14 protein-coding genes are annotated in these 19,652 nt (G+C 57.6%); 13 read left to right on the top strand and 1 reads right to left on the bottom strand.

Annotated elements, in window-relative coordinates; translation table 11 throughout:
• Window positions 1-39: 39 nt before the first annotated feature.
• From hrpB to nadS, 8 genes are all read left to right on the top strand, one after another.
• Window positions 40-2,478 (top strand): ATP-dependent helicase HrpB, encoded by a 2,439-nt coding sequence (hrpB, locus tag BEI65_RS23230; RefSeq protein ID WP_198404501.1) that lies wholly within the window; start codon window positions 40-42, stop codon window positions 2,476-2,478.
• Between the two features lie 220 nt (window positions 2,479-2,698).
• On the top strand, window positions 2,699-5,203 hold the full coding sequence (gene mrcB / locus BEI65_RS23225) for a bifunctional glycosyl transferase/transpeptidase (protein WP_099065276.1): 2,505 nt from the start codon (window positions 2,699-2,701) through the stop codon (window positions 5,201-5,203).
• A gap of 254 nt (window positions 5,204-5,457) precedes the next feature.
• Window positions 5,458-7,641, top strand: a complete 2,184-nt coding sequence (gene fhuA / locus BEI65_RS23220; RefSeq protein ID WP_099065275.1) for a ferrichrome porin FhuA — start codon at window positions 5,458-5,460, stop codon at window positions 7,639-7,641.
• Window positions 7,642-7,688: 47 nt separating this feature from the next.
• Entirely contained in the window at window positions 7,689-8,486 is a 798-nt protein-coding gene (gene fhuC / locus BEI65_RS23215; RefSeq protein WP_099065274.1) for a Fe3+-hydroxamate ABC transporter ATP-binding protein FhuC, read from the top strand.
• Window positions 8,486-9,394, top strand: coding sequence for a Fe(3+)-hydroxamate ABC transporter substrate-binding protein FhuD (gene fhuD, locus BEI65_RS23210; protein WP_099065273.1), 909 nt, complete (start codon window positions 8,486-8,488; stop codon window positions 9,392-9,394). Before fhuC ends, fhuD begins: the two co-directional genes overlap by 1 nt.
• The gene (gene fhuB, locus BEI65_RS23205) at window positions 9,391-11,379 is read left to right on the top strand and encodes a Fe(3+)-hydroxamate ABC transporter permease FhuB (RefSeq protein WP_099065272.1); all 1,989 of its coding nucleotides are present in this window, start codon (window positions 9,391-9,393) and stop codon (window positions 11,377-11,379) included. Before fhuD ends, fhuB begins: the two co-directional genes overlap by 4 nt.
• 279 nt (window positions 11,380-11,658) lie before the next feature.
• Complete coding sequence (locus BEI65_RS23200; protein WP_099065292.1) at window positions 11,659-11,991, top strand: type II toxin-antitoxin system RelE/ParE family toxin; 333 nt, start codon at window positions 11,659-11,661, stop codon at window positions 11,989-11,991.
• A gap of 1 nt (window position 11,992) precedes the next feature.
• Entirely contained in the window at window positions 11,993-12,277 is a 285-nt protein-coding gene (gene nadS, locus BEI65_RS23195) for a NadS family protein (protein ID WP_099065271.1), read from the top strand.
• 118 nt (window positions 12,278-12,395) lie between these two features.
• Here the strand turns inward: nadS and metK are convergent, their stop codons facing one another.
• Entirely contained in the window at window positions 12,396-13,550 is a 1,155-nt protein-coding gene (gene metK, locus BEI65_RS23190; RefSeq protein WP_085119028.1) for a methionine adenosyltransferase, read from the bottom strand.
• Window positions 13,551-14,309: 759 nt separating this feature from the next.
• On the opposite strand from metK, the gene BEI65_RS27430 reads away from it, so the two are divergent.
• The 5 genes from BEI65_RS27430 to msrA all read left to right on the top strand — a co-directional run bounded on the left by BEI65_RS27430 (window position 14,310) and on the right by msrA (window position 19,602).
• Entirely contained in the window at window positions 14,310-14,453 is a 144-nt protein-coding gene (locus BEI65_RS27430; RefSeq protein WP_112347340.1) for a virulence promoting factor, read from the top strand.
• The gene (gene speA, locus BEI65_RS23180) at window positions 14,446-16,422 is read left to right on the top strand and encodes a biosynthetic arginine decarboxylase (protein ID WP_099065269.1); all 1,977 of its coding nucleotides are present in this window, start codon (window positions 14,446-14,448) and stop codon (window positions 16,420-16,422) included. The genes BEI65_RS27430 and speA overlap by 8 nt, the downstream gene beginning before the upstream one ends.
• A 187-nt stretch (window positions 16,423-16,609) precedes the next feature.
• Window positions 16,610-17,107: a peptide-methionine (R)-S-oxide reductase MsrB gene (gene msrB, locus BEI65_RS23175; protein ID WP_099065291.1), complete on the top strand. Its 498-nt coding sequence runs from the start codon at window positions 16,610-16,612 to the stop codon at window positions 17,105-17,107.
• 13 nt (window positions 17,108-17,120) lie between these two features.
• Entirely contained in the window at window positions 17,121-18,860 is a 1,740-nt protein-coding gene (locus BEI65_RS23170; RefSeq protein WP_099065268.1) for a cytochrome c biogenesis protein DipZ, read from the top strand.
• Between the two features lie 16 nt (window positions 18,861-18,876).
• Window positions 18,877-19,602, top strand: coding sequence for a peptide-methionine (S)-S-oxide reductase MsrA (msrA, locus tag BEI65_RS23165; protein WP_099065267.1), 726 nt, complete (start codon window positions 18,877-18,879; stop codon window positions 19,600-19,602).
• Window positions 19,603-19,652: the final 50 nt, after the last annotated feature.

Below are 19,652 nucleotides of genomic sequence, written 5' to 3'. Positions count from 1 at the left end.
AATGTGCGCCGTCCAATGTTAACCACTACGGAGAGTTCTGTGTCTTCACTGCCCGTCAGCGCGGTTCTTGATGAATTGCTCACTGCGCTGCAATCCGCCCCGCAGGTGCTGCTGCATGCGCCGACCGGTGCTGGTAAATCGACCTGGCTGCCACTGCAGATCCTGGCTAAAGCCGGGCTGCCGGGCCGCATCATCATGCTCGAACCGCGGCGGTTGGCGGCGAAAAACGTGGCGTACCGGCTGGCGCAGCAGTTAGGCGAAGAACCTGGCCAGACCGTGGGTTACCGCATGCGCGCCGAAAGCAAAACGGGGCCAAATACCCGGCTGGAAGTGGTGACCGAAGGCATTCTCACCCGCATGCTGCAACAGGATGCCGAGTTACAGGGCGTCTCGTTGGTGATCCTCGATGAATTCCATGAGCGTAGCCTGCAGGCCGATCTGGCATTGGCGCTGCTGCTGGATGTGCAGCAGGGGCTGCGTGACGATCTCAAACTGCTGATCATGTCGGCGACGCTGGATAACGCCCGCCTGTCGCAGTTGCTGCCACAGGCACCGGCGGTGGTGTCCGCCGGGCGTAGCTTCCCGGTCGATCGCCAGTATCAACCCCTGGCCAGCCATCAGCGGCTGGAGGACGGCGTGGCCGCGGCGGTTAAGCGCCTGCTGTCGGAACAGACGGGATCGCTGCTGCTGTTCCTGCCGGGCGTTGCAGAAATCAACCGGGTGCTGGAGCGCTTGAACGGCGAAGTGGCTGCCGATACCGAGCTATGCCCGCTGTACGGTGCCTTGCCGTTGGCGCAGCAGCAGAAAGCGATTCAACCGGCCCCGGCCGGGCGGCGCAAAGTGGTGCTGGCGACCAACATCGCCGAAACCAGTCTGACCATCGAAGGCATCCGGTTGGTGGTCGACAGCGGCCTGGAGCGGGTGGCGCGTTATGACGTGCGTAATGGCCTGACGCGGCTGGTGACACAGCGTATCAGTCAGGCGTCAATGATCCAGCGCGCCGGTCGTGCCGGGCGTCTGGAGCCGGGTATCTGCTGGCATCTATTTGCCAAAGAGCAGGCTGAGCGGGCGGCAGAGCACGCCGAACCGGAAATTCTGCAAAGTGACCTCGCCGGTTTCTGGCTGGAGTTGCTGCAATGGGGCTGCCATGACGTCGGGCAACTGACCTGGCTCGATCGGCCACCGGAAACGGCACTGGCGGCAGCCCGGCGGCTGTTGCAACGGCTGGGTGCCACCGATGACGGCGATAAACTCACCTCGCGCGGTCGGCAGATGGCCAAATTGGGCTGTGAGCCACGGCTGGCAGCGATGCTGACCCACGGCGCAGAGCGTGGGGCTGATGGGCTGGCGACGGCCACCGCACTGGCGGCGTTACTGGAAGAGCCACCGCGCAGCGGACAAATGGATATCGGCTACTGGCTGAGCCGCCCACAGCCGAACTGGCAACGCCGGGCGACTCAGCTTGCCCGCCGCCTGCAGGTGAAAAGCGGGCAGGTTGACGTTGAGATGGCACCGCGCCTGCTGGCGTTGGCATTTACTGACCGTATCGCCCAACGGCGTGGGCAGGATGGCCGTTACCTGTTGGCTAACGGCATGGGGGCGGCGATGAATCAGGATGAGGCGTTATCGCGAGCGCCCTGGCTGATTGTCCCCAGCCTGCTGCAGGGGCATAACAGCCCCGATGCCCGTATTCTGCTGGCACTGCCGGTGGAGATTGAAGCGCTGGCAGCGCAGTTACCGGCGATCGTTTCCCAGCAAACCGCCGTGGAATGGGATGAAGAAAAAGGCACGCTGCGCGCCTGGAAGCGCCAGCAGATTGGTCGTTTGACGCTGCGTGCCCAGCCGCTGGCCAAGCCGGGGGCCGAAGAGCTGCAACAGGCGCTGCTTAACTGGGTGCGTACCCAGGGTGTGGCGGTGCTTAACTGGGATACCGCTGCCGAACAGTTGCGCCTGCGTTTGCAGTGCGCACAGAACTGGCTGCCGGAGGCTGACTGGCCACCGGTCGACGATGACTCGTTACTGGTATCGCTGGAACAATGGCTGTTGCCGTCGCTGAGTGGCGTGCGTGACATGCGTGGGCTGAAACAGGTGAATATCGCCGAGGCCCTGGCGCGGTTGTTGAACTGGCAGCAAAAGCAGCGGCTGGATAATGCGCTACCCACTCATTACACTGTGCCGACCGGCAGCCGATTGCCGATTCGCTATGATGCCGGCAAACCGCCGGCGCTGGCGGTGCGTTTACAGGAAGTGTTCGGTGAACAGCGCAGCCCGATGCTGGCCGAGGGTCGCATCCCGGTGGTGCTTGAGTTACTCTCACCGGCGCACCGGCCGTTGCAAATCACCGGCGATCTGGCAGCGTTCTGGCAGGGCGCTTATCGGGAAGTGCAAAAAGAGATGAAAGGGCGTTACCCGAAGCACGTGTGGCCGGACGACCCGGCGAATACCGCTCCCACGCGGCGCACGAAAAAATATCAGTAACCCCGTCATACTTGACGTCACATCTGTGTTGGCTGTGTTCACTTACCCGAATCGCTTACTAGAGTAAGCTCATCGGGATAAGCTCTCTGGCCGCCTTGATGCAACGCCAATTATTTAGGGGGAGAATTCAGATGTTTCTTCTGTTCAGCGGCCTGACGGCGCGACAGATTAAGCGACTTATAATGGCCGGCAGTGCCGCCAAGTCTGGAGAGCAACAGCAATGGCTGGGGATGACCGCGAGCCCATAGGGCGCAAAGGGAAACAACCAAAACGCACCGCGTCGCGCAAGCCGCCGCGCCGTCGTCGAGATGACGATTACGATGATTACGAAGAAGACGAGTACCAGGATGACGATGATGATTATGAAGACGAGGAAGAACGCATGCCACGTAAGGTAAAAGCGACTCCGCCGCGTAAAAAACGCCGCTGGCTCGGCCTGCTGATCAAATTGATCCTGGTGGTTGCCGTCCTGTTGGCGATCTACGGCGTATACCTGGATTCGCAGATCCGCAGCCGCATTGACGGCAAGGTCTGGCAGTTGCCGGCGGCGGTTTATGGCCGTATGGTCAATCTGGAACCGGGCATGCCGTACAGCAAAAAGGAAATGGTCGATCTGCTGGAGGGCATGCAATACCGTCAGGTTAGCCGCATGACCCGCCCGGGCGAATTTACCGTGCAGGCCAACAGCATTGAGATGCTGCGCCGTCCGTTTGATTTCCCGGACGGTAAAGAAGGGCAGATCCACGCCCGTCTGGATTTCCAGAACAACCGTTTGGCGAAAATCGAGAACATGGAGAACCAGCGCAGTTTCGGCTTCTTCCGCCTCGATCCGCGCCTGATCACCATGTTGCAGTCACCGAATGGCGAACAGCGTCTGTTCGTACCGCGTGCCGGCTTCCCGGACCTGCTGGTGGATACGTTGATCGCCACCGAAGACCGTCACTTCTATGAACATGACGGTATCAGCCCCTATTCCATCGGCCGTGCAGTACTGGCTAACCTGACCGCCGGCCGTGCGGTACAGGGCGGCAGTACCCTGACGCAGCAGTTGGTGAAAAACCTGTTCCTGACCAATGAACGCTCGCTGTGGCGTAAGGCCAACGAAGCTTACATGGCGTTGCTGGTAGATTACCGTTACAGCAAGGATCGCATCCTTGAGCTGTACCTGAACGAGGTGTATCTCGGCCAGAGCGGCAACGATCAGATCCGTGGTTTCCCGCTGGCCAGCCTGTATTACTTCGGCCGCCCGGTGGATGAACTGAGTCTGGATCAGCAGGCGCTGCTGGTAGGCATGGTCAAAGGGGCGTCGCTGTATAACCCTTGGCGTAACCCGAAACTGGCGCTGGAGCGCCGTAACCTGGTGCTCAAACTGTTGCAGAACCAGGGCGTTATCGATGCCGAACTGTATAACATGCTCAGCGCACGACCGCTGGGTGTGCAGCCGAAAGGCGGGGTGATCACCCCGCAGCCGGCGTTTATGCAGATGGTGCGTCAGGAGCTGCAAGCCAAGCTAGGCGATAAGGTTAACGATCTGTCCGGGGTGAAAATCTTCACCACGCTGGATCCGGTTTCGCAAGATGCCGCGGAAAAAGCGGTTGAAGACGGTATTCCGGCACTGAAGGCGGCTCGCCACGTTCAGGATCTGGAAGCGGCGATGGTGATTGTCGATCGCTTCAGCGGTGAAGTCCGCGCCATGGTTGGCGGTGCCAACCCGCAGTTCGCCGGGTTTAACCGTGCGATGCAGGCGCGCCGTTTGGTCGGTTCATTGGCCAAGCCGCCAACCTACCTGACTGCGCTGTCCGAGCCGGATAAATACCGCCTGAATACCTGGCTGGCAGACCAGCCATTAACGCTGAAACTGCAAAACGGTACCGTCTGGCAGCCAAACAACTATGACCGCAAGTTCCGCGGGCAGGTGATGTTGGTGGACGGGCTGGCCTTCTCGCTCAACGTTCCTACGGTGAACCTGGGCATGGCGGTGGGGCTGGACCAAATCAGCGCCACGCTGCAACGCCTGGGCATTCCGAAAGCGGAAATCAATCCGGTACCTTCTATGCTGCTCGGCGCGATTGGCCTGACGCCGATGGAAGTGGCGCAGGAATACCAGACCATCGCCGGTGGCGGTAACCGTGCGACGTTGTCAGCGGTGCGCTCAGTGATCGCCGAAGACGGTTCGGTGCTGTACCAGAGCTTCCCACAGGCGGAACGCGTGGTGCCGGCACAGGCCGCCTACCTGACGCTGTACGCCATGCAGCAGGGCGTAGCACGCGGGACCTCCCGTTCACTGTCGGTGAAATTCCCCAACTACAACCTGGCGGCGAAAACCGGGACCACCAACGATCTGCGCGACAGCTGGTTTGCCGGTATTGATGGTAAAGAAGTGGCTATCGCCTGGGTTGGCCGTGATAACAACGGTCCGGCCAAGCTGACCGGTGCCAACGGTGCACTGACCCTGTATCGCCGTTATCTGGAGAACCAGACGCCGCTGCCGCTGATGTTGCAGCCGCCGGAAGGGATCAACCAGATAGCTATCGATTCTGGCGGTAACTTTGTCTGTGGCGGTGGTGGGCGCTCCATCCCGGTGTGGACCGACAACCCGCAAGGTCTGTGTCAGGCAAGCCAGGCAGCTCAGCAACAGCAACAACAGCAGCAACAGCAGGCTGCGGGTGAGCAGAAAGATGCTGACGGCGTCGCCGGTTGGATCAAGGACATGTTCGGTAAGTAAGCGGCTAATCATGTAAAGCGCTTAGGTGAAAAGTTTTTCTTTGTTATTAAGCCCGTAACTTTCTGTTGCGGGCTTTTTTGTTTCTCTGCGCAGTTTATTTCCATCTGGTTAATGAGGCTAACCGATTAATCGCACACCAATTTACCTGCTGAATTCGACTTGCAGTTTAATTTAGCTTCTGCATAAAATGCCGCGATTATAATAATTATTATCGTTTACATTCGTTATCAAATAATTCATCAGAGAAACCACCTATGTCGACCAAGCGTCTTTCATCTTCTGCGGCCAAGCAGGGCCGCATTCACGTCAGTGGGGTGGCGATGACTATCGCTGCCGCACTTGGCACGCTGGCAACGCCGGCATTCTCCGCCGACGTCAAGGAAGACACGATTACCGTAGTAGGTAGCAGCCAATCACAGCAGGAAAGCGCCTGGGGGCCGGTCGGCACCTATGCGGCCAAGCACAGCGCCACCGGCACCAAAACAGATACCCCTTTGGTAAAAACGCCGCAGTCGGTGTCCGTGGTGACGCGCGAAGAAATGGATATGCGCCAGTCGGAGACGGTGAAAAGTGCGCTGGCTTATACGCCGGGCGTGATGGTGGGTAATCGTGGGGCCTCTACCGCTTACGATGCCGTGAACATTCGCGGATTCAGTTCGGTCGGTACCAATATGTACCTCGACGGCCTGAAGCTGCAGGACGACAACTACTCCATTTACCAGATTGACCCTTACTTCCTGGAGCGCGCCGAAGTGCTGCGCGGTCCTTCTTCGGTGCTCTATGGCAAGAGCAACCCGGGTGGGGTTGTCGCTCTGGTCAGCAAACGTCCCACGACCGAAAGCCTGCGTGAAGTTCAGTTCAAAATGGGCACCGACAATCTGTTCCAGACTGGCTTCGACTTTGGCGGCGCCCTGGATGATGACGGTGTTTATTCTTACCGTTTGACCGGCCTGGCGCGTGATGAAGACCAGCAGCAGGTGGGCGAAAAGAGCAAACGTTACGCTATCGCACCCTCTTTCAGTTGGCGGCCGGATGATCGTACCTCTCTGACTTTCCTCAGCAGTTTCCAGGATGACCCAAGCGTGGGCTTTTATGGCTGGCTACCGAAAGAGGGCACGGTGCAAAATGGCATCAACGGCAAGCTACCGACCAGTTTTAACGACGGTGAGCCGGGCTATAACAACATCTCGCGCAAGCAACAGATGGTCGGTTATGCCTTCGAGCATGGTTTTGACGACGTGTGGACGGTGCGCCAAAACCTGCGTTACTCCAAGATGGATGTCGATTACCGCTCGATCTATGGTCAGGGCATCAGTCCGACGAATCCGGCTGAGTTAACGCGTGGGGTGATGAACTCGAAAGAGCATTTGTCGAGCTTTGCGGTGGACACCCAGGCCCAGGCAAAATTTGCCACCGGGCTGGTTGATCACACCTTGCTGATGGGCGTGGACTACATGCGCATGCGTAATGACGTGGTTTATCAGTATGGCAGCGCCTCCAGCCTGAATGTGGTGGCACCGGAGTACGGCAATCAAAGCTATACCATTACCGGCGGCGCCAGCCAGGTCAATCGTCAGGAGCAAACCGGGCTTTACGTACAGGATCAGGCCGAGTGGAATCAATGGGTGCTGACCATGGGGGGACGCTATGACTGGAGCGATACCAACAGCACCAATCGCTTGACCGAGAACTCGGTATCCCGGCAGAAGGACAATGAATTCACCGGCCGGGCTGGCTTGAATTATGTCTTTGAAAACGGTATTGCGCCTTATGTCAGTTACAGTGAATCCTTTGAGCCAACGTCAGGCACGGATGTCAGCGGCAACACCTTCGCTGCCTCCAAAGGGAAGCAGTATGAAGCCGGCGTGAAGTATGCACCGAAGGATCGCCCTATCACTGCCAGCATGGCGATCTACCAGTTGACCAAAACCAACAACAAGGTGGCGGACCCGAATAATAAATTCGCCAGCATTCAGGGCGGCGAGATCCGTTCCCGTGGTGTTGAATTTGAAGCCAAAGCTGCGCTGTCGGCCAACCTTAACCTGCTGGGCTCTTATACCTACACGGATGCCGAGTACTCCAAGGACACCACACAGCAGGGCAATACCCCGGCCGCCATTCCAAAACACATGGCCTCACTGTGGGCGGATTACACCTTCCATGAAACCGCCATCAGCGGTTTGACTCTGGGGTCTGGCGTTCGCTATGTCGGCTCCAGCTATGGGGATGAGGCCAATACCTTTAAAGTGAAGGATTACACGGTGGTTGATGCCGCGATAAAATACGATCTGGCGCGTTTCAATCTGCCGGGCTCCTCGATTGGCATCAATGTGAACAACCTGTTTGATAAAGAATACGTTTCCAGCTGCTTTGCCACCTATGGCTGCTATTGGGGCGCAGAACGTCAGGTGGTCGCCACCGCAACCTTCCGCTTCTAATCGGATAACCGGGGCGGCGTCATGTCGCCCCGGACAAAGTAGGACCTATGCCGGATAAACATCTCAATCACGACGCCACCTTTACCCTGAATAACGCCAGCTTTGCCGTTCCCGGCCGTGTCCTGCTGCAGCCCTTGTCGCTGACCTTTCCTGTCGGCAAAGTTTGTGGGCTGATCGGCCATAACGGCTCCGGCAAATCCACGCTGCTAAAGATCCTTGGCCGTCATCAAAGCCCTACCAGCGGCAGTGTATTGCTCAACCAGCAACCGCTGAGCCAGTGGGACAGCAAAGCCTTTGCGCGTCAGGTTGCCTATCTGCCCCAGCAACTGCCGGCCGCAGAAGGCATGACAGTGCGTGAACTGGTGGCGATTGGCCGCTACCCGTGGCACGGTGCGCTGGGCCGTTTTGGCGCTAACGATCGCCAGCAGGTCGAAGAGGCGATTGCGCTGGTGGGCCTGAAGCCCTTCGCCAACCGCCTGGTGGACAGTTTGTCCGGTGGTGAACGTCAACGCGCCTGGCTGGCGATGATGGTGGCGCAGGACAGCCGCTGTCTGCTGTTGGACGAACCCACTTCGGCGCTGGATATCGCCCATCAGGTTGAGGTGCTGGCGTTGATCCAGCAACTTAGCCATCAACGCGGCCTGACGGTGATTGCCGTGCTGCACGACATCAATATGGCGGCGCGCTACTGCGACCATCTGGTGGCGTTGCGCGGCGGCGAAATGATTGCACAGGGCACGCCACTGGATCTGATGCAGGGCGAGGTACTGGAACAAATTTACGGTATTCCTATGGGAACGCTGCCACATCCAAGCGGCGGTGCGCCGGTGAGTTTTGTCTACTGATGGCTGATTCCTCTGATATTCATCATGATGCCGTACGCCGTCGCCTGTTAGCGGCCATGGCGCTTTCGCCCTTGCTGTTTTCCCTGCCGGGACAAGCCGCTGCAACGCCGCCGGACCTTTCGCGCATCGTGGCGTTGGAATGGTTGCCGATTGAGCTGCTGCTGGCGCTGGGAGTTACGCCGTTAGCGGTTGCTGATATCCATAATTACAACCTGTGGGTGGAAGAGCCGAAACTGCCTGCTTCAGTGATTGATGTCGGCCAGCGTACCGAACCTAACCTCGAGCTGTTGCAACAGCTTCAGCCCTCGCTGATGCTGCTGTCGAAGGGCTATGGCCCGACGCCGCAAAAGCTGGCACCGATTGCTCCCAGCATGAGTTTTAGCTTCAACGACGGCAGTGGCAAGCCGCTGACGGTCGCCAGGCAGTCATTGCAGGCGTTGGCGCAGCGGTTGGGGCTGGAAACCCGGGCGGTGCAACATCTGGCACAGTTTGATCGCTTTATTCAGGATGCGCGTCAGCGTCTGCATTCCTATACCCGGCAACCGCTACTGATGTTTTCGCTGATGGATACCCGCCATGCGCTGATCATTGGTCAAAACAGCCTGTTCCAGGAAGTGATGGATCAACTTGGAATAAAAAATGCCTGGGAAGGGGAAACCAACTTCTGGGGTACGGCGGTAGTGGGCATAGAGCGTCTGACGGCGGTGAAAAGCGCACGGGCGATTTATCTCGACCACGGTAATCAAGAGATGTTGAAAAAGGTCAGTTCCACCCCGCTATGGCAGGCATTGCCGTTCGTCCGGCAGGATCAATTGCGCCAGGTACCGGCGGTGTGGTTCTACGGGGCGACGCTGTCTTCGATGCGATTTTGTCATCTGCTGGAGCAGGCGCAGGAGAGTTATTCATGAGCGCGCGCATCCGTGCATTCCCGCTGACCCTGGTACTGCTGCTGTTGGCGACGGCCGGCGGCCTGACGATCTACAACCTGTTGCAACAACTGCCGTGGGCATTGTGGGGGCAGGCGTTGACTACGCCGAATATCGACGATGTACGCCAAATGCTGTTCCATTACAGCCTGTTGCCAAGGCTGTCGGTCTCCCTGTTGGCCGGAGCCGGGTTAGGGCTGGTCGGCGTGCTGTTCCAGCAGGTCTTGCGCAATCCGCTGGCGGAACCGGCGACGCTCGGGGTTTCCGCCGGGGCACAGCTCGGGCTGACTATCGCCACGCTGTGGATGCTGCCAGGCGGTGAGCTGACCCGCCAGTTGGCCGCCATGGTCGGGGCGGTGGTGGTCGGCGGGCTGGTGTTCGGCGTGGCCTGGGGTAAACGCATGTCGCCGGTGACGCTGATCCTGGCCGGATTGGTGCTGGGGCTATACTGCGGTGCGGTCAACAGCCTGCTGGCGTTGTTCAATTACGATCAACTGCAGGGCGTGTTCCTGTGGAGTACCGGCGCACTGAATCAGCAAGACTGGAGCACGGTGCAGTTTATCCTGCCGCGCCTGCTGGTGGCCGGGGTGTTGGCGGTGCTGCTGCTTCGCCCACTGACGCTGCTGGGGTTGGATGACGGCGTAGCACGTAATTTGGGGCTGGGCCTGTCGATGGCGCGTTTCTGCGCATTGGCGCTGGCGATTATCTTCAGTGCCATGCTGGTGAATGCCGTTGGCGTAATTGGTTTTATCGGCCTGTTTGCCCCCCTGATGGCGAAAATGCTGGGCGCACGCCGATTGGCGCACCGCATGATGTTAGCCCCGTTGCTGGGGGCGCTGCTGTTGTGGTTAACCGATCAGGTGATGATCTGGCTGACGCAGGTATGGCGCGAAGTCCCGACCGGTGCGGCCACTGCGCTGTTTGGTGCACCGCTGCTGTTATGGCTGTTGCCGCGGCTGCGCAGTGCCTCTACGCCACCACCGATGAATCTGGGCGATAGGGTGCCGGCTGAACGTGGTCATCTGTTGGTGTGGGTGGCGTTGGCGGGGGCCGTGTTATTCGCTGGTCTGACTGTGGCGCTGATGTTGGGGCAAAACGCTGCCGGTTGGCACTGGAGTCATGGTGCCGAGCTGGAGTCGCTGATGCCGTGGCGCTGGCCACGGGTGTTGTCGGCACTGGCCGCGGGGATGATGCTGGCGGTAGCAGGCACCTTAATCCAGAAGTTGACCGGTAACCCGATGGCCAGCCCGGAAGTGCTGGGCATCAGCTCCGGAGCCGCCTTCGGTGTGGTGATGATGCTGTTGATAGTTCCGGGAGATGCTTTTGTCTGGCTGCTGCCGGCCGGGAGCCTGGGGGCTGCCGGTACCCTGCTGGTGATTATGGTTGCTGCCGGGCGCGGGGGGTTCTCTACCGAGCGCATGCTGTTGGCCGGTATTGCGCTCAGCACGGCGTTTACCACCACCATTTTCTTGCTGTTGGCCAGTGGCGACCCGCGCACCGGTGGGCTGCTGACCTGGATTTCCGGCTCTACCTATGCGGTGACGCCGGAGCAGGCGGTGCGAACGGCGATCATTGCGGCAGTGTTGATTGTGCTGGCGCCGCTGTGTCGGCGTTGGCTCAGTATCTTGCCGCTCGGCAGTGCCACGGCTCGTTCGGTAGGCATCGCCCTGACGCCGGTGCGCTTGAGCATTCTGCTGCTGGCCGCCACGCTGACCGCCATGGCAACGCTGACCGTGGGGCCGCTGAGCTTTATTGGTCTGATGGCACCGCACATGGCGCGTATGTTGGGCTTCCGCCGCGCGTTACCGCAGATGGTGATTGCCGCACTGTTGGGCGGGTTGCTGATGGTGTTTGCTGACTGGTGTGGACGCATGGTGATGTTCCCGTACCAAATTCCCGCCGGGCTGCTGGCGACCTTTATCGGCGCACCGTATTTCGTTTACCTGCTGCGTAAGCAAACCTCGTAACCGATATCGGAACTCCGGTTTCTGCCCTCAAAGGCTCAGCATTGCGGGCCTTTGTCTTTTGTGTTTTCAGAGTGTTGCAACGCTTTGCGTAAGGTTGCGCAGAAGCGGAATTTAACGGGGAAAGGGCCGCTGAAACCTGGGGCGAGATGAATATACTGCGTACGGGTGCTCTGGATCTCTGCCGAGAGCCAAGGAAAGGAGCCCATTACACTCAAGTTACCCTAGTGTACAGAGTACATCATCAGGTGTACTCTGTACCTCAACATGGAGAGGGTGCCGGTGAGTCATGCACTAGTATTTATTGAGACCCCGATGTTCACGCGGCAGATAAAGCAAATAGCCACAGACGACGAGCTGAAAGAACTCCAGAAAGAACTCATCGAATCGCCAGGCAAAGGCGATCTGATTCAAAAAACCGGTGGCCTGCGAAAAGTCAGGATGGCAACGGGTTCGCAGGGGAAAAGCGGGAGTGCCAGGGTGATTTACTTTCTGGCAACCGCAGAGGTTATCTATCTGGTGATGGCCTACCCGAAAAGTATTAAAGACAGCCTGACCGATACGGAAAAGTCACAGCTGAAGAAATTGACGAAATTGCTGAAAGATGAGGTATGACATGAGCTTTTTTGACGATATGAAAACGTCTCTTGAAGAAGCTGTCGCCATTAAGAAAGGGGTTAAGACGGCTGCCAATGTCACTCGTTATGATATCGCGGATGTGAAAGCGATCAGGGCGCAGCTTAATGTTTCTCAGAGTGAAATGGCCAAGGCACTAGGTACCAGCGTTGATACCATCAAAAGCTGGGAAACCAAAAGACGTAACCCAACAGGTCTGGCGGCAAAGGTGCTGGCGGCCATCCAGGCTAACCCTGAATTCTTCCGCGAGCTTGCCGCACACTAGTGAGTCTGTGCGCGGCTTGTTTCTGAAAGTGCCAGACAGGATTTACAACGTTTAAACATCCCATAAAAACAAAAACGGCGAGCACCAGGCTCGCCGTTTTCACATTCGATACACGGGCTTATTTCAGGCCGGCAGCATCGCGCAGCAGGGCTGCTTTGTCGGTCGCTTCCCAAGGGAAGTGCTCACGGCCGAAGTGGCCGTAGGCGGCAGTTTCGCGGTAGATAGGCTGCAGCAGGTCCATCATCTGGATCAGGCCGTATGGGCGCAGATCGAAGAACTCGCGCACCAGCAGCGTCAGCTGTTCGGTAGGGATTTTCTCGGTACCGAAGGTTTCTACCATGATAGACGTCGGTTCTGCCACGCCGATAGCGTAGGAAACCTGGATCTCACAGCGGTCAGCCAGACCGGCAGCAACGATGTTTTTCGCTACATAGCGTGCTGCGTAGGCTGCTGAACGGTCAACCTTGGACGGATCCTTACCGGAGAATGCACCGCCACCGTGACGAGCCATGCCGCCGTAGGTATCAACGATGATTTTACGCCCGGTCAGACCGCAGTCGCCCATTGGGCCACCGATAACGAAACGGCCGGTTGGGTTGATGTGGTATTTGGTGCTGGCGCTCAGCCATTCGGTAGGCAGAACCGGCTTGATGATCTCTTCCATCACCGCTTCTTGCAGGTCTTTCAGCGAGATATCTTCGGAGTGCTGGGTAGAGAGTACCACTGCGTCAATACCGACGATTTTGCCGTCGTCATACTGGAAAGTGACCTGGCTTTTCGCATCCGGACGCAACCACGGCAGAGTGCCGTTCTTACGCACTTCGGCTTGGCGCTGTACCAGACGGTGGGCGTAGGTCACCGGTGCAGGCATCAGCACTTCGGTTTCGTTGGTGGCATAGCCAAACATCAGGCCCTGGTCGCCGGCACCCTGTTCCAGCGGATCGGTACGGTCAACACCCTGATTGATATCCGGGGATTGCTTACCGATGGCGCTCAGTACGGCACAAGAGTTGGCGTCAAACCCCATATCCGAGTGCACATAACCGATTTCGCGCACGGTTTTACGGGTGATCTCTTCGATATCTACCCAGGCGCTGGTGGTGATTTCACCGCCGACCAGTACCATGCCGGTTTTCACGTAGGTTTCACAAGCTACGCGTGCTTTAGGATCCTGTTCCAGGATGGCGTCGAGAACGGCATCGGAGATCTGGTCGGCGATTTTGTCAGGATGTCCTTCGGAGACGGACTCGGACGTGAAAAGGTGTTTAGCCATTGTATTCTGTACCTTGCATAAGACGGGTTAGAAATTACTGCACAGCGCTGGAGATCCGGCATCAAAGCGAAGGGTCTTCCGCTGATGGCGCGAGATGCATCCTGCAACGCCCCTCAGGCAAAGCCGTTAAGCAGTTTCTCTGTTAATCAGTATAGATGGATTAACATCTGGACGTCTATTTTAGGTCAGGCCTTAGCCGGATTGCCAGTATTTTTTTGCCATTTCGCTCTTTTGCGCAAAGCCGCCGACGCCATTTTCATCGCTTGAAACAGTTTCCGGCAAATTTTCATTTTGCATTTTCCCCGTGTTATCGGTATAAACTGCGCGCGCGGCTCATTTGGTGCACAGCGTGGGGCAAGAAGTTGTAAATTTCTGTGACTCCCCCGTGAGAGACCGAATACTCAGCCGCAGACGCCGACCTTTGGCGTCGCCGCTTCATAGAACGGTCACGTTCTTACACTATTAATAGAGGCTCAGTCGTTCATTGAGGACGGCGTGCGTGGAGGTGGTTGGATTAATGATCCGTTGTCTACCGGTTGTTGGTTCTCAACAGCAGTGCCGTTCTGGCGCATATTCTTCTGCTATCTCCCGTCTTGTCTCTACACCACCTTTCAGGTGTGATAAACACCTGGGCGCTACTCAGGATCCTCGGGCCGGTTAACGGTCGTCTGAAGAACTGAACAAGGGTAGCCTGCAGCCTTCCTGTGGGATGTTTCTTGACCCGATTCACGAGGTTTGAACAGGGTGTCTTACAATTATATGAGTAATAAACCGATCGCTGACCGCGAACGGCAGTTTTATTCGCTGCCGCAAGGGCGGTTTGTTGGGTTGTTCTCGCGGGTTGTAGCTGCGATAGTGGCTGACTGTATCGTCAGTACGGGATGTGAGGCGAGTAATGTCTGATGATCTTTTGATTCACCGTCCGTCAGCAACGGGCGAATCTAAATCTTTGCGCTCCATGCAGGAGGTTGCCATGAATGACCGTGATGCCAGCAAGATGCTGCGCACTTATAACGTCGCCTACTGGGGCAACAATTATTATGACGTCAATGAACTGGGCCACATCAGCGTGTGCCCGGATCCGGACGTCCCGCAGGCACGTGTCGATCTGGCTGATTTGGTGAAGCAACGCCAAAAAGACGGTCTGCGTTTACCGGCACTGTTCTGCTTCCCGCAGATCCTGCAGCATCGCCTGCGTTCGATCAATGCCGCGTTCAAACGCGCGCGTGAGTCGTTCGGCTACGAAGGCGGCTATTTCCTGGTTTACCCAATCAAAGTAAACCAGCATCGTCGCGTGATCGAATCGCTGGTCAACTCCGGCGAACCGCTGGGGCTGGAAGCCGGCTCCAAAGCCGAACTGATGGCGGTACTGGCGCATGCCGGTATGACCCGCTCGGTGATCGTGTGTAACGGCTATAAAGACCGTGAATACATCCGCCTGGCGTTGATCGGCGAAAAGCTGGGGCACAAGGTGTACCTGGTGATCGAGAAGATGTCCGAGATCAACATGGTGCTGGAAGAGGCCGAACGTCTGAACGTGGTCCCGCGCCTCGGTGTGCGTGCGCGTCTGGCGTCACAAGGTTCCGGTAAATGGCAGTCGAGCGGCGGCGAAAAGTCCAAGTTCGGTCTGGCAGCCATTCAGGTGCTGAAGCTGGTGGAAACCCTGCGTGAAGCGGGTCGTCTCGACAGCCTGCAACTGCTGCACTTCCACCTTGGCTCGCAACTGGCCAACATTCGCGATATCGCCACCGGTGTGCGCGAATCTGCACGTTTCTACGTTGAACTGCACAAGCTGGGCGTTAACATCCAGTGCTTCGACGTGGGCGGCGGTCTGGGCGTGGATTATGAAGGTACCCGTTCGCAGTCCGACTGTTCGGTGAACTATGGCCTGAATGAATACGCCAACAACGTGATTTGGGGTATCGGCGACGCTTGTAATGAGCACGGTCTGCCGCACCCGACGGTGATCACCGAATCCGGCCGTGCGGTTACCGCACACCATACGGTGCTGGTGTCCAACGTGATCGGCGTTGAGCGCAACGAATTCAGTGAACCATTACCTCCGGCAGAAGACGCGCCGCGCGCGTTGGAAAGCATGTGGGAAACCTGGCAGGAATTGAACGAGCCGGAGAACCGCCGTTCACTGCGCGAATGGCTGCACGACAGCCAGATGGACCTGCACGACGTTCACACCCAGTACGCTCACGGCATGCTGGATCTGACCCAGCGCGCCTGGGCCGAGCAGCTGTACCTGAACATCTGCAACAAGATCCAACAGCAGCTGGATCCGAGCAACCGTGCACACCGTCCGATCATTGACGAACTGCAAGAGCGTATGGCGGACAAGTTCTACGTCAACTTCTCGCTGTTCCAGTCGATGCCGGATGCCTGGGGTATTGATCAACTGTTCCCTGTATTGCCGCTGGAAGGGCTGGATAAGCCGCCGGAAGGCCGCGCGGTGCTGCTGGACATCACCTGTGACTCCGATGGCACTATCGATCACTACATCGACGGTGACGGCGTAGCGACCACCATGCCAATGCCGCCGTACGATCCGGAAAACCCGCCGGCGCTGGGCTTCTTTATGGTAGGTGCCTATCAGGAAATCCTGGGCAACATGCACAACCTGTTCGGTGATACCGCCTCGGTTGACGTGTTTGTGTTCCCTGATGGCACGGTAGAAAGCGAACTGTCTGATGAAGGCGACACCGTTGCCGACATGCTGGAATACGTGCAGCTGGATCCTACCGCGCTGCTGGCTAAATTCCGCGATCAGGTGAAAGAAACCGATCTGGACAGTGAACTGCAGGCGCAGTTCCTGGAAGAGTTTGAAGCCGGTTTGTACGGCTATACTTATTTAGAAGATGAATAAGTAGTTCTGAAAGGCCGGGCATCTCTCTGATGTCCGGCCTTTTTTAATGGTTTTTCCCCGCAATTCCCTCAATACCTTTCTTCCCCCTATCAGTTATCACAAATTTGTTAACTCTCCGTGAGGATTCGGACAGGGTTTTCTCTGTAGCTTGTCACTATCGGTTGGATTGGTTTCCGGGGTGACGATGATGATCAACAGACGGCGATTTATTCTGGCTGGCGGCGGCCTGTCCGTAGCCCTCGCATTAGGACTCTTGCCGAGAAAGGCGGCCCGTGCGGCGGCCTCTGGGCAATTTGAAGTCAGCTACACTGATCAACAGTGGCATCAGCGACTGAGCGTCGCGCAGTATCATATTTTGCGGGAGCAGGGCACAGAAGCTCCCTATAGCAGCCCGCTGAATGATGAACATCGCGACGGCCTGTTTTCCTGCGCGGGTTGCCAGCTACCGCTGTTTTCCTCTCATACCAAATTTGACAGCCACACCGGTTGGCCAAGCTTCTACCAGCCGCTTGAACAGGCTGTCGCACAGCGGCAGGACCGAACATTTGGCATGGTGCGCGATGAGGTGCACTGTCGCCGCTGTGGCGGGCATCTGGGGCACGTGTTTGATGACGGTCCGCAACCTACCGGATTGCGTTACTGCATGAACGGGCTGGCGCTGCAGTTTGCAGTGCAAAAAGCCTAATGGGGAGAGCGATATGTTGATCCTGATACTGGCTTATCTCGGCGGCATTCTGACCATCGCCAGTCCGTGTATTCTGCCGGTGCTGCCGTTTATTTTTTCGCGTGCCGATCGTCCTTTCTTACGCTCCGGTTTGCCCTTGCTGGTGGGCATGGCGTTGACCTTTGCGCTGTTCGCCACGCTGGCCGCCGTTGGTGGTGGTTGGGTGGTCGCTGCCAATCAATACGGTCGTTGGCTGGCATTGGTGCTGATGGCGGTATTTGGCGTCACACTGCTGTTCCCGGCGGTTGCCGAACGTGTGATGCACCCACTGGTCTCGGCCGGCAATCGCCTGTCTGACAAAATTGCCGCAAACAAGCAGCACCAGGTTGGCCCCTCGCTGTTGCTGGGGGTCGCTACCGGGCTGCTTTGGGCACCTTGCGCCGGGCCGATCCTCGGTCTGGTGCTGACCGGTGCCGCGCTGCAGGGGGCGAATGTCGGTTCAACTTTCCTTTTGTTAGCCTATGCCGCCGGGGCGGCGACCTCACTGGCCTTGGCGTTATTGATCGGCGGCAAGGTCTTCAGCGCCATGAAACGTTCGCTGGGTGCCGGTGAATGGATCCGTCGCGGTTTGGGCGGTGCGATGCTGGTTGGGGTGGTGGCGATTGCTCTCGGTCTGGATACCAGCGTGCTGGCACGCATTTCAGCGGCCTCCACCGGCGGGATTGAACAACGTTTGTTGCAGACGTTCACCCCAGCGGCTGCACCAGCGCGTCTGCCAGTGCAAACGGCAGTCGATTCAACGCCGGTTCTGGAAGATTTTGGCGAAATGCCGGCGTTGTCAGGGGCGGTGCAATGGCTGAACTCTCCGCCGCTGACCGCTGAGTCTCTGCGCGGCAAAGTGGTGCTGGTGGATTTCTGGACCTATTCCTGCATCAACTGCCTGCGTACTTTGCCTTATGTGAAGGCCTGGGCAGAGAAATACCGCGATCAGGGGCTGGTGGTGATCAGCGTGCATGCTCCGGAGTTTGCCTTTGAGAGAGACATTGGCAACGTCACCAAAGAGGCTAAAAAGCTGGGGATCGATTACCCGATTGCCATCGATAACAACTACAGCATCTGGCGTGCTTTCAACAATCAGTATTGGCCTGCCCACTATTTTATAGATGCCAACGGGCATATCCGTTACCAGCATTTTGGCGAAGGTGATTATGCGCAGTCTGAGCGGGTGATCCAGGCGTTGCTGCGTCAGGCCGGGGCTAAAAATATCAGCACCGCCGTCAGCCAGGTCGCCGGGCAGGGCGTTGAGCAGGCGGCCGGTAATCAGGCTGGCATTTCGCCAGAGACCTATCTGGGCTATGCGCGGGCGCAAAACTTTGCCTCCGGTGAGGCTACCCAGGACATGGTCGCCCGCTACGGCGTGCCTGCAAGTTTACCGCTCAATGATTGGGGGCTGGCGGGGAACTGGACCGTCGGTGGCGAAAACGTGACGCTCAATGCCCCTAAAGGGCGCATCGTCTACCGCTTCCATGCCCGCGATTTGCATTTGGTATTAGGCCCGACAGCGGCGGGTAAGCCGGTGGTTTTCAAAGTGACGTTGGATGGCCAGGCGCCTGGCGAAATGCATGGCGCTGATGTCGCGCCGGATGGGCGTGGCGTGGTCACCGATCAACGCCTTTATCAACTGATCCGACAAACCGATGGTGCGGGTGAACACACCTTCAGCATTGAATTCGAACAGGCGGGCGTCGCTGCTTACGCCTTCACTTTCGGTTAATCCCGTGGGGAATATGATGAAACTTTCAAACAGGCTCGGTAAGGGGTTGCGGTCTTATGCTTTCTCTGGTGTGGTCGCGCTGGTCGGTGTGGGGCTCTGGCAGGGGAGCGCATGGTCATTTGGCGGTGCGGAAACCGCGGTGGTGATCCCGGCACCTGCGGTTGATGAACCGGCAGTGACGTCGCACAGTGAGACCGCTATTTTTGCCGGCGGGTGTTTCTGGGGTGTGCAGGGGGTCTTTCAGCATGTGAAAGGCGTGACCAACGCGGTTTCAGGTTACACCGGTGGTGCAGCGCAAACCGCCGATTACCAACAGGTTAGCGGGGGTGATACTGGCCATGCAGAATCGGTGAAAGTGACTTTTGATCCGACTCAGGTTTCTTATGGCAGCTTGTTGCAGATCTTTTTCTCGGTGGCTCATAATCCTACCGAGCTTAATCGACAAGGACCGGATAGTGGCACGCAGTATCGTTCGGCGATTTTCCCGCAGAGTGACTCACAACAACGGATCGCCAATGCCTACATTGCCCAGTTACAGGCCAGCCACAGTTATGCTCAGCCGCTGGTGACTCGCGTCGAAGGCAACGGGCATTTTTACCCGGCAGAGAGTTATCATCAGAACTTTTTGACCGACCACCCTGATTCCATGTACATCATGATTAACGACCAACCGAAAATAAAACAGCTCGAGCATTTATTCCCGGCGCGTTACAGCCAGCAGCCGGTATTGGTGAAACAGTAGTAGCGTTATACGACTTTACTATGCTGTTGTTGGCCTATGCCTACACTTTC

Source organism: Serratia sp. BW106 (assembly GCF_002607755.1).
Taxonomy (GTDB): domain Bacteria; phylum Pseudomonadota; class Gammaproteobacteria; order Enterobacterales; family Enterobacteriaceae; genus Serratia; species Serratia proteamaculans.
Note: the sequence above shows the minus strand (reverse complement) of the source record. Positions and strands in the feature narration are given on the sequence as shown.

What these genes read in the sequence shown, in the direction of transcription:
- mrcB (WP_099065276.1), top strand. Translation starts at nt 2,699, where the DNA reads ATGGCTGGGGATGACCGCGAGCCCATAGGGCGCAAAGGGAAACAACCA.
- fhuA (WP_099065275.1), top strand. Translation starts at nt 5,458, where the DNA reads ATGTCGACCAAGCGTCTTTCATCTTCTGCGGCCAAGCAGGGCCGCATT.
- fhuC (WP_099065274.1), top strand. Translation starts at nt 7,689, where the DNA reads ATGCCGGATAAACATCTCAATCACGACGCCACCTTTACCCTGAATAAC.
- fhuD (WP_099065273.1), top strand. Translation starts at nt 8,486, where the DNA reads ATGGCTGATTCCTCTGATATTCATCATGATGCCGTACGCCGTCGCCTG.
- fhuB (WP_099065272.1), top strand. Translation starts at nt 9,391, where the DNA reads ATGAGCGCGCGCATCCGTGCATTCCCGCTGACCCTGGTACTGCTGCTG.
- nadS (WP_099065271.1), top strand. Translation starts at nt 11,993, where the DNA reads ATGAGCTTTTTTGACGATATGAAAACGTCTCTTGAAGAAGCTGTCGCC.
- metK (WP_085119028.1), bottom strand. Translation starts at nt 13,550, where the DNA reads ATGGCTAAACACCTTTTCACGTCCGAGTCCGTCTCCGAAGGACATCCT.
- BEI65_RS27430 (WP_112347340.1), top strand. Translation starts at nt 14,310, where the DNA reads ATGAGTAATAAACCGATCGCTGACCGCGAACGGCAGTTTTATTCGCTG.
- speA (WP_099065269.1), top strand. Translation starts at nt 14,446, where the DNA reads ATGTCTGATGATCTTTTGATTCACCGTCCGTCAGCAACGGGCGAATCT.
- msrB (WP_099065291.1), top strand. Translation starts at nt 16,610, where the DNA reads ATGATCAACAGACGGCGATTTATTCTGGCTGGCGGCGGCCTGTCCGTA.
- BEI65_RS23170 (WP_099065268.1), top strand. Translation starts at nt 17,121, where the DNA reads ATGTTGATCCTGATACTGGCTTATCTCGGCGGCATTCTGACCATCGCC.
- msrA (WP_099065267.1), top strand. Translation starts at nt 18,877, where the DNA reads ATGAAACTTTCAAACAGGCTCGGTAAGGGGTTGCGGTCTTATGCTTTC.